Genomic DNA, 13,368 nt, shown 5'->3' on the forward strand with positions numbered 1-13,368 from the left:
CGGCGGAGCTCGGTGGACACGGTCGACCCGGGCGGGGACCGTGTCGTCATGGAGATCCCGCCCGACGTCCTCGCCCACTACGCGCTGGGCGAGGAGGAGTCCCGGCTCGACTCCGGTCCGGGCCGGCTCGAGGCCCTGCGTACGACGGAGCTGCTGCACCGTTGGCTCCCTGCCGCCCCCGCGGTCGTGCTCGACGTCGGCGGGGCGGCGGGCCGATACGCGCTGCCCCTCGCCGACGAGGGCTACGAGGTGCACCTCGTCGAGCCGGTGCCGCTCCACCTCGACCAGGCACGGGCGGCGTCGGCCGCCGCGCGCCGGCCTCTCGCGTCCGTGACGGAGGGCGACGCTCGCGCCCTCGCGTTCGACGACGCCTCGGCGGACGCCGTGCTGCTGCTCGGCCCGCTGTACCACCTGCCGTCCCGGAGCGACCGGCTGAGGGTGTGGGCGCAGGCGCGGCGGGTGCTCCGACCGGGTGGCGTCGTGGTGGCGGCCGCGATCGGCCGGTTCGCGTCGACGACCGACGGGATCGTCCACGGCCTGCTGCGGGACGAGCGGTTCGCGGAGGTGGTGCGTCGCGACGTCGAGACAGGGGAGCACGTGAACGACGACCGCGTGCCCGGGTGGTTCGCGACCGCCTACTTCCACCGCGCCGAAGGGCTGGCAGACGAGGTCCGCGAGGCGGGACTGGAGCTCGACGGGCCCGTCGCGGTCGAAGGGCCGGGGTCGTTCGCGACGGCCCTCGACGAGCTGCTCGACGACGTCACCCTGCGCGAGCGGGTGCTGGACGCGGTCCGGCGGGTCGAGCGGGAGCCGAGCCTGCTCGGTGCCAGCGCCCACCTGCTGGTCCGGGGGGTCCGTCGCTGACCCGGGTGGCCCCCAGCCGCACCGAGGACCACAGGTCGCCGGTTTCGCCGGGCGCGGAATCCACCCTCTGGCGTGCACGTCGCCGTGCTAGCGTCCGCAAGCGGAGCGCTTGACCATCGCGTGACCATCGTCCGGCAGCGCCGCACGGCGCGACGCAGCGGCCCGGTGCTGCTCTGTGCGCCGCACCTGCGTACCGATCGACGAACGGCTGACGTGGAGGATCACATGACGGACGCGGCCCCCTTGACCCCTCCGGCGGCCCAGTCGTCGTTCGCGCTGGACCCGCCCGCGCCGGCGCAGCCGGTCGCCGCCACGCAGGCCCCCGCGATGGCGCCGCGGATCGACGAGGCGGCGCTGCCCGGACTGAACGCGAAGGTGTCCGCCTACGTCGACGGCCTCCTCGCGGTGCAGCCGGGTTCGCCCGAGCTCGCCGCGAAGGCGGACGACGTGCGGCTCATGGGCGAGGCCGACATCCGCACGGCCGCCGACTCGTCGAACCGTCTTCTGCAGGTCCCCGTCCGCGAGCTGCGTGAGGGCGGTGTCTCAGGCACCTCGCAGGTCAGCCGGTCGCTGCTGGACCTGCGCCGGACGGTCGAGGACCTCGATCCCGCCGAGGCGAGCGTCGGTCGCAAGCTCCTCGGCATCATCCCGTTCGGCTCGCAGCTCACCGACTACTTCCGCCGCTACGAGAGCGCGCAGAAGCAGCTCGACGCCATCGTGAAGGCCCTCTACGACGGCCAGGACGAGCTCCGCAAGGACAACGCGGCGCTCAACCTCGAGAAGCAGCGCCTCTGGGAGACCATGGGCCGCCTCAACCAGTACGTGTACGTCGCGGAGCGCCTGGACACGCAGCTGTCGGCGAAGATCGCCGAGATCGAGGTCGCCGACCCGCAGCGGGCAGACTCGCTGCGCAAGGACGTGCTGTTCTACGTGCGCCAGAAGCACCAGGACCTGCTCACGCAGCTCGTCGTCTCGATCCAGGGCTACCTCGCGGTCGACATCATCCTCAAGAACAACATCGAGCTCATCAAGGGTGTCGACCGCGCGACGACCACCACGGTGTCCGCGTTGCGCACGGCCGTCCTCGTGGCACAGGCGCTCAACAACCAGAAGCTCGTGCTCGACCAGATCACGGCGCTCAACACGACGACGTCCGGGATGATCGCGTCGACGTCCAAGATGCTCAAGGACCAGTCGGCGACCATCCAGCAGCAGGCCGCGTCGTCGACGCTCGGCCTGCCGCAGCTGCAGCAGGCCTTCGCCGACATCTACGCGACGATGGAGTCCATCGACGAGTTCAAGGTCAAGGCCCTGGACTCGATGGCGCAGACCGTCGGCGTGCTGCAGGCGGAGACGACGAAGGCCCAGGCGTACCTCGACCGGGTGTCGCGGGACGACACGCCTCTTCGTGAGGGGCTGCCGTCGTCGAGCTCGTTCGACCTCGGCGGCAGCTGAAGGACGGGTCGGGTCGACGGTCGGATCGGGTGGGGATGAGCTGGATCGGTGACGTCGTGGAGCGCCTGCGCGGCCGACCGCGCCCGGCGGAGATCTCCGCTGCGCCCGCCGCCCCGACCTCCGCGGAGATCCTCGAATCCGTGCGGACGGTCGAGCAGCAGGTCGCGGGACGCGTCCCGGCGGCCGTCGCGGCGCGCGTGCACGGCATCGCCCGCACGATCGAGGACATGGCCCCTCGGCTCGACCGGTTCGGTGTCGGCTCCCGGCAGGCGCACACCGTCGTCGCGACCGCGACGAGCTACCTCCCCGAGGCGGTCGGCGGGTATCTGCGGCTGCCGCGGGAGTTCGCCGACCGGCGGGTCGTGTCCCGAGGAAAGACGTCGCTCATGGTGCTGTGCGACCAGCTCGACCTCCTCGGCGTGACGCTCGGCAAGATCTCCGACGCCGTGTCCCGTGAGGACGCGCAGGCACTCGTCGCGCACGGGCAGTTCCTCGCGGAGAAGTTCGGGGAGTCGGCGCTGGCGATCACGCCGGACGGCCCGGGTGCGATCCGAGGGGACGGGCTGTGAGCACCGACACGAGCCGCTCCCCGGTCGACGAGCTGCGTGCGGCGCTCGACGCGCTCGAGGGGGCTGCGACGGCAGCCGGCCTCGACCGGGCACAGGCCCGCGACGAGGGTGCGGCGCTGGCAGCCGCCGTGGCGGAGGCCGTCCCAGGGGCGGCTGCGGCGTGGAACGCGGCCCTCGGGATCACGGGCCCGGGGCTGGACCGGTTCTTCGAGTCCGCCTCGGTCGCGAGGCGGTGGCGCACGACTCCGACCGCTCACCTTGCGGGACTGGTCACGGAGCGGTCCCCGCACGTCGACGCCTACGCGACCGCCCTGGTGCGCGTGGTCGCGGCCGCCTGCGACCTGGGTCCCGCGTCGATCGACGTGATCGCGCGCGCCTCGGCCACCGCCGCGGTGCAGCAGGGCGCCGCCCGCCACCCCGGGTCGCCGCAGGTGACGGTGCGACCGGCTCCCGAGCCGTGGCCGCCGGACGGACCCGACGGCTCGGTGCTGCCCGCCACGCCCGAGACCCTCGCGTCCGGGACGGTCGCCCAGAGCGCCCGACCCGGCTCCGTGCCCGTGCCCGTGCCCGTGCCCGACGAGCCGGCACCGACGCTCGACGACCTCCTCGCCGACCTCGACGCGCTCGTCGGCCTGGAACGCGTCAAGCGCGAGGTCCGGCACCAGGCCCAGCTCCTGCGCGTCGCGAAGCTCCGCCAGGACGCCGGGCTGGCGACCCCGACGATCACGCGGCACCTCGTGTTCCTCGGGAACCCGGGCACCGGCAAGACGACCGTCGCCCGCCTCGTCGCGAAGCTGTACCGCGCGCTCGGCCTGCTCAGCCAGGGTCACCTGGTCGAGGTGGACCGCTCGGAGCTCGTCGCCGGCTACCTCGGACAGACCGCCGAGAAGACGTCCGCGGTCGTCGCGTCCGCGGTGGGCGGCGTGCTGTTCGTGGACGAGGCGTACGGGCTCGCCGAGGACCAGTACGGCGCCGAGGCGGTCACCACGCTCGTGAAGGACATGGAGGACCACCGCGACGACCTCGTGGTGGTCGTGGCGGGGTATCCCGGGCCCATGGCGCGCTTCCTCGAGGTCAACCCCGGCCTCGAGAGCCGGTTCTCCACCACGCTGGAGTTCGACGACTACACGGACGCCGAGCTGCGGGAGATCTTCGACCGCGCCGCGCGCACGGCGGACTTCGCGCCGTCGCCGGAGTGTCTGGCACAGTTCGAGCGGCTCGCCTCGGCGCAGGTCCGTGACGAGGGGTTCGGCAACGGCCGGTACGCCCGCAACGTGCTCGACAGGGCCATCACCCGGCACGCCTGGCGGCTGCGCGACGTGGCGCGACCCAGCCTCGACCAGCTGCGCTTGCTGCTGCCCGAGGACCTCGTCGCCGAGCCGGACGACGGACCGGAGGCGGGACCGGACGCAGAACCGGACTCCGGACCGGACGCCGAACCGGACTCCGGTCCGGACGCCGAACCCGCGGCCCGCCCGGCCGGTCCCGACCATCTCGAGGAGTTCGCGTGACGACGCTCGCCCCTGCCGGCCCCACGACGGGCCCGATCCGTCCGGCGCAGGCCGGTCCGGTGCCGGCCGTTCCGCCGGGGGAGCCGGCACCGGCTCACGGACTGCGCGCGGCTCTGCGGCGGACGCCGGGCAGGCTGCGTGTCGCGGGCGTCCTCGTGGTGCTCGCCGCGCTGGTCGCCGGTGCTGCGGGTCTGGCGTCAGGGCTGGCCCAGGCGGCGGCGCTCGACGCGGCGCGGGCGGACACCGCACAGCTCATCGGGGTCCGTGAGGTCCGCAACGACCTGGTGACGGCCGACGCGGCGGCCACGAACGCGTTCCTCGTCGGTGGGCTCGAGCCGCCGGAGCAACGAGCCCGGTACGACGCCGCGATCGCGGAGGCCTCGGAGGGTCTGGTCCGGCTCGCGGGCTCGAACGCGGCGGACGCCGAGCTGCTGGGCCAGGCGACAGCGGGCCTGACCACCTACACCGGCCTCGTCGAGCAGGCGCGCGCCAACAACCGCCAGGGCTTCCCGGTGGGGGCGGCCTACCTCGACCAGGCGTCCGCCGTCCTGCGCTCGGAGGTGCTGCCCGCGCTCGACACCTTGGTGGAGGACAACGGGGTACGCGTCGGCAGCTCGTTCGGCGCGGTCTCGGCGGTGCTCTGGGTCCTGGCGCTGTGCGTGCTGGCGGTCGTCGTGCTGGTGGTCGTGCAGGCGTGGCTGGCCCGGCTGACGCACCGGCGGCTCAACGCCGGCCTGGCGGCCGCGACCGTGGTGCTGCTCGTGGCCACGGTCGTGGGCGCGGTCGTCCTCGGCCGCGCGAGCGCACGGGCCGACGAGGCCCGCGACGGACCGTACGCGCGCGCCGTGGCGGTCTCGCAGGCACTGTCGCTGGCGACGGACGCCAAGTCGATGGAGTCGTTCACGCTGATCAAGCGCGGTTCCGGCGCAGCCTTCGAGGAGACGTTCGTGACCGAGACGGACGCGGCCGGCGCCGTGCTCGCCGCGGCGCCGGGACCCGCCGACCAGCTCGGGCAGCAGCTGTCCGCGTGGGTCGGCGCCCACGGCCAGATCCGTGCACGGGACGACGGCGGTGACTGGGACGGTGCCGTCGCCCTGGCCGTCGACCCGTCCGGGGAGCCGCGGACCTCGTTCGACGCCTTCACCTCGGCGGCCGCGTCGGCCGTGGACGAGGACGTGGCCGCCACCCAGGAGGCGCTCTCGAACACGGTCGGCGCGGTGGTGCTGCTCGGCTGGCTCGCGCTCCTCGCGGGTGTCGCGGCGGCCGTCCTCGGGTGGCGCGGTATCGGCAGGCGACTGGAGGAGTACCGGTGACCACGACACGCACCACCGCCGCCGGACGGGCGCGCCGGACGGCGGCGGTCCTCGTCGCCCTCGTCGGCCTGGCGCTCCTGACCGGCTGCGACCCCGCGGACGACACGCCCGCACCCACGCCGACTGCGAGTGCCGAACCGGCACCCACCGCGGCACCGGCGGCCGTCCAGTGCGACGACGCGACGACGTCCTACGCGCCGGAGGCAGGGACGGCGATCGCGCCGGGCAGCACCATGGACACGATCGTGAAGCGCGGGTCGCTCGTGGTGGGCGTGTCCGCCGACACCCTGCGCATGGGGTCGCGCAACCCGCTCAGCGGCCAGATCGAGGGCTTCGACATCGACGTCCTGCACGAGGTCTCCCGTGCGTTGTTCGGCGACCCGAACCGGCTCCAGTTCCGGGTCATCACGTCCGGTCAGCGTCTCGACGTGCTGAAGGACGGCCAGGTGGACCTCGTCGCGCGCACGTTCACCATGAACTGCGACCGGTGGCAGTCGATCGCGTTCTCGGCCGAGTACCTCCGTGCCGGCCAGAAGGTGCTCGTCACGCGGGACTCCACGGCGACCGGCATCGAGGACCTGGGCGGCAGCAAGGTGTGCGCGCCGAAGGGGACGACGACGCTCGACCGCCTCGCGCAGTACCCGGACCTCACCGCGGTCGCCGCGGACACCCACACGGCGTGCCTCGTGCTGTTCCAGCAGGGCAAGGTCGACGCGATCACGGGTGACGACACGGTCCTCGCCGGCTTCGTCGCGCAGGACCCGTACGCGAAGGTCGTCGGCGACGCGTTCAGCGCCGAGCCGTACGGCATCGGCGTCCCGGCCGGGAACGTCGACATGGTGCGGTTCGTCAACGCGGTCCTCGACCAGGCGAAGACGGACGGGACCTGGACCGCGCTCTACGACCGCTGGCTCGGGGCGCTCGGCCCGGCGCCGGCACCGCCGACGTCCGTGTACGGCCGAGCACCGTGACGGGCACGACCTCGGGCCGGGTGGCGCCGCCGCCGGCCCCCGGCAGGCTCGGGGACGCGGTACCCGCCGAGGAGCTCGCCGGGTACCTGGCCGGTCTGGAGCGCTGGCTCACCGACCGGCGCGCGGAGCTCGACCGGCTCGACACCGCCGCGCAGGCGTCGAGCACCGGGGACGCGCTGACGCCCGACCTCGTGCTCGCGCTCGCGATGTGGCAGGCGATCCGCACCCGGGCCGACGAGCTCGTCGCGGTGTGGGACGCCGGCCGCGCCGACGCGGTGGCCCGCGAGAAGATGTCGCAGCTCGTCTGGGGCCGGCTCGACTCGGGCCTGGGGTCCGCGCTCGTGTCGCTCGTCGAGGCGGTGACCCTGTGCGACGCGATGATCGGCCAGGTCCGGGTGCGTCTCGCGTTCGACCCGAGCACGGCCGACGACGTCGCGCGGCTGCGCGAGCTGCGGGCCGCGCTGGTCCGGTGCGAGGACCTCGCCGGCGTCGAAGAAGGGCCGCTGGCCGCCGTCGGGGCGCTGCGCGACCGGGAGCGCCGCCTGGTCGAGCAGGCAGCCCGCGGTGCGGACGTCGGCGGACCGCTCGCCGAGCTCGAGGCAGCAGCGGCGCGTGCCGAGCGCGACCTGATCGTCCAGGTCTCCCAGCGCAGGACCCTGGCGACGGGCCGCGCCGCCGCGCGGACCACGTTCGACGCCCTCGAGACCCGCGAGCCGACCCTGCACGACCTGGCCGACCGGTGTCGCCGCGAGGTGCTGCGGCCGCCCAAGCTCGCCGTCCCGGACGTCTCCCGCCTGGGGCCGCCCCCGGCGACCCGTACCGAGCTCGACGCGTACCTGGACCGGCTGGCCGCCGTGCAGCGCGCGTTCGACGCGGTCGCCGACGCCTACAGCGCACCGCTGCGCGAGCGCGCCGAGCTGCGCTACCGGCTCGAGAAGGCCCGGGCGGCCGCCGACGCCAACGGCCGCAGCGCATCGCCCACGGTCCGTGCCGGCTACGAGGAGGCGCACACCGCGGTCGAGCAGACCCCGTGCGACGTCGACCTGTCGCGCTTCCTCGTCGAGCAGTACCTGTACCTCACGCGCGACCTGCCCCACACGGGGCCGGAAGGGGCCCGACGATGACCACCGACGTCGCCTGCACCGAGCTCGGGTGCACCGGAACGTACGAGGACGGGTACTGCAACGTCTGCGGGTCGCCCCAGGCCCCGTCGGGCGCGCCCTCGACGCGGACGTCGACGGCGGGACCTGCGTCGGCGACGACGCTGCTGGGCACGGGTTTCCGCCAGGCCGCCCCGGACCGTGGCGCCGCGGCCGGCGAGCCGGGTGCGGAGCAGTCGACGCGCACCGGTCGCACCAGCTCCAGCCGTCTCGCCACGGCGGCCCTCGGCTCCGCCCGTACCGCCGCCACCGGCTCGACCACCACCCGCCGGGTCGGCACGTCCTCCACGCGCCTGCGTGGCGCCCGGCTGGGGGCCGGCCTGACGACCGTCCCGCCGGCGCCGGTTCCGGACCCCCTCGGTTCCGTGATGGCGAACCCGGAGGTGCCCGAGGCGAAGCGGTTCTGCCCGGCATGCGGGGAGAAGGTCGGTCGCGGCCGGGACGGCGTGCCGGGCCGCACCGAGGGCTTCTGCCCGCAGTGCGGCAACGCGTTCGACTTCGCACCCCGGCTCGCACCGGGCGACCTCGTCGGCGGACAGTACGAGGTCGTCGGCTGCCTCGCGCACGGTGGTCTCGGGTGGATCTACCTCGCCCGGGACCAGAACGTCTCGGGGCGGTGGGTGGTGCTGAAGGGTCTGCTGAACGCCGGTGACCCCGATGCCTACGCGGCGGCCATCGCCGAGCGCCAGTTCCTCGCAGAGGTCGAGCACCCGCTCATCGTGGAGATCTACAACTTCGCGATGCACGACGGTGCCGGCTACATCGTCATGGAGTTCGTGGGCGGCCGGTCGCTCAAGCAGATCCTCGGCCAGCGGCGTGACGCGGGGGGCGGCGTCAACGACCCGCTCCCCGTCGACCAGGCCCTGGCCTACGTGCTCGAGATCCTGCCCGCGTTCGCGTACCTGCACGACATCGGGCTGCTGTTCTGCGACTTCAAGCCGGACAACATGATCCAGCAGGGCGACGCGGTCAAGCTGATCGACCTCGGCGGGGTACGGCGGGTCGACGACCTCGACTCCGCGATCTTCGGCACGGTCGGCTACCAGGCACCGGAGGTCCCGGAGGTGGGGACGTCGGTGGCGTCCGACATCTACACGATCGGCCGGACCCTCGCCACGCTGGTCCTCGACTTCCGGGGCAACACCACGACGTACGCGGCGTCGCTGCCCGACGTCGCCGACACCCCCGTGTTCCAGCGGTACGACTCCTTCTACCGGTTGCTCGCCAAGGCCTGCGCGCCGGACCCCGCGGACCGGTTCGGCACGGTCGACGAGCTCCGCGCCCAGGTGCTCGGCGTGCTGCGGGAGGTCGTCGCGACCGACCGCGGCGACGGCAGCCCTGCCCTTCACTCGGCCGCGTCCGTGCTGTTCGAGGTGCCGCAGTCCGACCAGGCCACCCGGCCGCTGACGTGGGACGAGCTGCCCCCACTGCGTGTCGACGCGAACGACCCCGCCGCGAGCTGGCTGGCCGGCGTCAACGTGAGCGACCCGGTCCAGCGCCTCGCCGTGCTGGCCGACGCACCCGAGGACACCGTCGAGGTGCGCCTGCGGCGGGCCGGTGCGGCGATCGAGGCAGGCAGGCCGGACGTGCTCCAGGAGGCCGTCGGCCTGGTGCTCGCCGACGACCCGTGGGAGTGGCGAGCGGCGTGGCTCGGGGGCCTCGCGCAGCTCGCCTCGGGCGACCCGGTCGCCGCCCGCGCCTCGTTCAACGCCGTGTACGGGCAGGTGCCCGGCGAGCTCGCCCCCAAGCTCGCGCTGGCCGCCGCGTGCGAGCTGAGCGGTGAGCCGGACATCGCCGAGTCGTTGTACGTCGTCTGCGCCCGGTCCGACGCCAACTACACCGCGCCGGCGGCGTTCGGGCTGGCCCGGATCCGGCGCGGCCGCGACGACGCGCAGGGTGCGCTCGCCGCGCTGGACCTCGTCACGCCCACCCGCAGCTCGTACGTCGATGCGCGCGTGCTGCGCGCCCAGATCCTGGCGGAGTCCCGGCGTGACCTGTCCGCGCTCGCCGACGCCCTGCGCAGCGTGCAGGCGGTCACGATCGCGCCGCGGGACCGGGCCGTGCTGCAGGTCGACGTGCTGGGGTCCGCGCTCGACACGGTCCTGGCGCACGGACCGTCCACGACGGTGACCATCGACGGCGTCCCGGCCCGCGAGCCCGAGCTCCGTGACGCGCTCGAGACCGCGTTCCGGCGGCTCGCCGGCCTCGCCCAGTCGCCCGACGAACGGATCGACCTCGTCGACCGGGCCAACGAGGTGCGGCGGTGGACCACGTGGTGAGCGCGGTGTGCCCCTCCTGCGGGGTGGCGGTGCACGACGCCGACCGGTTCTGCGAGGGGTGCGGGGTGCCGCTCACCGCACCGACGGACCCGGCGGCGCTCGTCGAGCCCGCCCCGGCCCCGGCGGCGCCCGTCGAGCCCGCCCCTGCCCCGGCTGTGGGACCCGCCGGCGCCGAGCCCGCCTCCGGCGGTGTCGCCCCCTGCGCGTCCTGCGGCGGCGCCGTCGCGGCGGACGGCTACTGCGAGCAGTGCGGGGCCGTCGCCGTGAGCGGGCGCGACCACTGGTCCGAGACGCCGGCGGCGCACGTCGCGGGCGTGTGCGACCGGGGCCGCAGGCACGCGCGCAACGAGGACGCGATGGCGCTGCACGCGACCGAAACACTGACGTTCCTGGTGGTGTGCGACGGCGTGTCCACGGCACCGGACTCCGACATCGCGAGCCTCGCCGCGGCGCGCGCCGCCCGGGACGTGCTGGCCGACGGTGCCGCGTCCGGCAGTCCGGGTGACGCGGGCCGCACGGCCGCCTGGTCGGCGCTCCTCGTCGAGTCGGCGGCCGCCGCGGACCGCGCGATCCGTGGCGCCGTCGGCGACATGGCCGGTCGGCAGGAGCCTCCGTCGTGCACGTTCGTCGCCGCGGTCGTGGACGGCCCGCTCGTGGTCACGGGATGGCTCGGCGACTCCCGGACGTACTGGCTGCCCGACGGAGGCGTGCCCGGTCACGCGCCCCGTCAGCTGAGCGTGGACGACTCGGGGGCCAACGAGCTCATGGCCGACGGGGTGCCGCGGGCGCAGGCGGAGCGCGCCCCGACCGCGCACGCCATCACCCGGTGGCTCGGCCCGGACGCGCCCGACATCGTCCCGCGGACCACGGCGACGCACACCCAGGGCCCCGGCTGGGTGCTCGTGTGCTCCGACGGTCTGTGGAACTACTGCTCCGAGGCGGCCGACGTGGACGCTCTCGTCCGGGACGCCGGGTCGCGCGTCGGCCCTGCGCCCGGGGACATCGCCGGCGAGCTCGTGAGGTGGGCCAACGCACAGGGCGGCCACGACAACATCACCGTGGCGCTGGCCCGCGTGCCGGGCTTCGATACCCTCCAGGCGGAGCAGCGCCCCGACCTCGACCCGACCGACCGCTGATTCACGAAGGAGCCACCGTGGCCGAGTTCCGCACCGAGGTCTTCCAGAACGAGTTCCTGTCCGACGGTGCCACCGACGTGCACGCGATCGTCACGGTCGCCGCCTCGGGCGCCGGCCCGGCGGGTGCCGCGCAGGGGGCGGTCGCGGAGATCGTCATCATCGACACGTCGGGCTCGATGGAGGGTGCGAACCTGGCGGCGGCGAAGCGCGCGGCGCAGGTCGCGATCGACCAGATCCCGGACGGGACGTTCGTGGCGGTCGTCGGCGGCAGCCACGTCGCGCAGCGGGTCTTCCCGCCGCCGAGCTGGGCGGTCGCGATGGTGCCTCTGGACGACCGCTCCCGCCACGACGCGAAGCAGGCGATCGCCGGCATCCGGTCGTCGGGCGGCACGGCGATGAGCACCTGGCTGCGCCTCGCGGACATCATCTTCGCCACCGTTCCGCAGGTCGCCCAGCGGCACGCCGTGCTGCTCACCGACGGGAAGAACGAGTCGGAGGCACGCACGGAGCTGTCGCGCGCGGTCCGGGACCTCACCGGTCACTTCCAGTGCGACGCGCGCGGTGTCGGGGAGCACTGGGAGGTCGACGAGCTGCGGGAGATCTCGACGGCGCTGCTCGGCACGGTCGACCTGATCGCGGACCCGGCCGACATCGCCGAGGACTTCCGCAAGATCGTGCAGACGTCGATGGCCCGCGGGGTGGCGTCCGCCGAGCTGCGGGTCTGGGCGCCGCAGGGGGCGCAGGTCCTGTTCGTGCGGCAGGTCGCGCCCACCGTCGAGGACCTCACGACGCGCCGTACGGAGGTCAACGCGCTCACGGGGGCGTACCCGACCGGGTCCTGGGGTGACGAGTCGCGGGACTACCACGTGGCGGTGCGGGTGGCGTCCAAGCCCGTCGGCTCGGAACAGCTCGCGGCACGGGTGCAGGTCGCCGTCGGGGGAGAGGTCCTCACGTCGGGCCTGGTCAAGGCCCGGTGGACCGACGACGACGCGCTCTCCGCGCGCATCAACCCGGAGGTCGCCCACTACACGGGCCAGGCCGAGCTCGCGTCCGTCATCCAGGAAGGGCTCGCCGCCAAGGCCGCGGGCGACGAGGCGACGGCGACGGTGAAGCTCGGGCGCGCCGTCCAGCTCGCGCAGCAGACGGGCAACGACGAGGCGACCTCGCGCCTGCGACGCGTGGTGGAGATCGACGACGAGGAGCAGGGCACCGTGCGGCTCAAGCGCAACGCGGCCAAGCTCGACGAGATGGCGCTGGACACGGCGTCGACGAAGACGACCAGGGTGCGCCGGTGAGCCCCGTCCGGTGCCCGCAGGGCCACACGTCGGACTCGACCGACTACTGCGACGTGTGCGGGACGCCCATCGTCGCGGCCGCCGCAGCACCCGCGCCGCCCGCAGCGGCGGAGCCCAGCACCTGCGCCCACTGCGGCTTCCCGGCGGCCGCGGGTGCGTTGTTCTGCGAGAACTGCGGCTATGACTTCACGACGGGATCCCTGCCGGTGGCGTCGACGCCTGTCGCGAGCACGTCCGGGGCCCCTTCGACGGTCCCGTCAGCCCTGGGCCTGTCGGCCCCGGACCCGACCCCGGCGCCCGCTCCCACCCCGGCGCTCGTGTCGACGTCGGCTCCCGACCCGTCCGGCCAGACGCCGAACGCCCTCGCCCCGACGGGCCTCGACACCCCGCCGCCCGCCGGGCCGGACGAGTGGGTCGCCGAGATCTGGGTCGACCCCGACTGGTACGCCGTGCAGAAGCCCGAGGACCCGATCCCGTCTCCCGGACCCCCCGCACTGGTCCCGCTGCGTGAGCGCAGCGTCCTCGTCGGGCGCCCGTCGGTGTCCCGCAACATCCACCCGAAGGTCGACTGCGGGGCGGACTCGGGCGTGTCGCGCCGGCAGTGCCAGCTGAACACGGACGGCCAGCGCTGGTGGGTCGAGGACCTCGACTCGTCGAACGGTACGTACGTCAGCCGGGTGGGGGACCCGATCCCGACGCAGCCGATCCCGAGCGGTCAGCGCCGTGAGCTCCAGGACGGGGACCGGCTGTACGTCGGCGCATGGACCCGGATCGTCATCCGCAAGGCGCTGCCGGGCGAGGTGTGACCACCAGGG

11 protein-coding genes are annotated in these 13,368 nt (G+C 74.4%); all 11 read left to right on the plus strand.

From position 1 onward, the window contains the following. Positions 1-48: 48 nt before the first annotated feature. The 11 genes from ACVW07_RS20180 (at position 49) to ACVW07_RS20230 (ending at position 13,359) form a co-directional block, all read left to right on the plus strand. On the plus strand, positions 49-864 hold the full coding sequence (locus ACVW07_RS20180) for a class I SAM-dependent methyltransferase (RefSeq protein ID WP_456820974.1): 816 nt from the start codon (positions 49-51) through the stop codon (positions 862-864). A 225-nt stretch (positions 865-1,089) separates the two neighbouring features. Continuing rightward, on the plus strand, positions 1,090-2,319 hold the full coding sequence (locus ACVW07_RS20185) for a toxic anion resistance protein (RefSeq protein ID WP_456820975.1): 1,230 nt from the start codon (positions 1,090-1,092) through the stop codon (positions 2,317-2,319). A gap of 35 nt (positions 2,320-2,354) precedes the next feature. After that, on the plus strand, positions 2,355-2,888 hold the full coding sequence (locus ACVW07_RS20190; RefSeq protein ID WP_456820976.1) for a hypothetical protein: 534 nt from the start codon (positions 2,355-2,357) through the stop codon (positions 2,886-2,888). Next, the gene (locus ACVW07_RS20195; protein ID WP_456820977.1) at positions 2,885-4,399 is read left to right on the plus strand and encodes an AAA family ATPase; all 1,515 of its coding nucleotides are present in this window, start codon (positions 2,885-2,887) and stop codon (positions 4,397-4,399) included. Before ACVW07_RS20190 ends, ACVW07_RS20195 begins: the two co-directional genes overlap by 4 nt. Beyond that, entirely contained in the window at positions 4,396-5,712 is a 1,317-nt protein-coding gene (locus ACVW07_RS20200) for a hypothetical protein (RefSeq protein ID WP_456820978.1), read from the plus strand. Before ACVW07_RS20195 ends, ACVW07_RS20200 begins: the two co-directional genes overlap by 4 nt. Continuing rightward, positions 5,709-6,683, plus strand: a complete 975-nt coding sequence (locus tag ACVW07_RS20205; RefSeq protein ID WP_456820979.1) for a glutamate ABC transporter substrate-binding protein — start codon at positions 5,709-5,711, stop codon at positions 6,681-6,683. The genes ACVW07_RS20200 and ACVW07_RS20205 overlap by 4 nt, the downstream gene beginning before the upstream one ends. Continuing rightward, positions 6,680-7,807, plus strand: coding sequence for a hypothetical protein (locus tag ACVW07_RS20210; RefSeq protein ID WP_456820980.1), 1,128 nt, complete (start codon positions 6,680-6,682; stop codon positions 7,805-7,807). Before ACVW07_RS20205 ends, ACVW07_RS20210 begins: the two co-directional genes overlap by 4 nt. Next, complete coding sequence (locus ACVW07_RS20215) at positions 7,804-10,122, plus strand: tetratricopeptide repeat protein (protein WP_456820981.1); 2,319 nt, start codon at positions 7,804-7,806, stop codon at positions 10,120-10,122. The genes ACVW07_RS20210 and ACVW07_RS20215 overlap by 4 nt, the downstream gene beginning before the upstream one ends. Next, positions 10,107-11,258 carry a PP2C family protein-serine/threonine phosphatase gene (locus tag ACVW07_RS20220; RefSeq protein WP_456820982.1) on the plus strand — a complete coding sequence of 384 codons (1,152 nt, stop codon included), beginning with the start codon at positions 10,107-10,109 and terminating at the stop codon, positions 11,256-11,258. Before ACVW07_RS20215 ends, ACVW07_RS20220 begins: the two co-directional genes overlap by 16 nt. Positions 11,259-11,275: 17 nt before the next feature. Further along, complete coding sequence (locus tag ACVW07_RS20225; RefSeq protein ID WP_456820983.1) at positions 11,276-12,553, plus strand: VWA domain-containing protein; 1,278 nt, start codon at positions 11,276-11,278, stop codon at positions 12,551-12,553. Beyond that, on the plus strand, positions 12,550-13,359 hold the full coding sequence (locus ACVW07_RS20230) for an FHA domain-containing protein (protein ID WP_456820984.1): 810 nt from the start codon (positions 12,550-12,552) through the stop codon (positions 13,357-13,359). Before ACVW07_RS20225 ends, ACVW07_RS20230 begins: the two co-directional genes overlap by 4 nt. Positions 13,360-13,368 lie beyond the last annotated feature (9 nt).

It is taken from the genome of Cellulomonas sp. URHB0016, assembly GCF_054057935.1.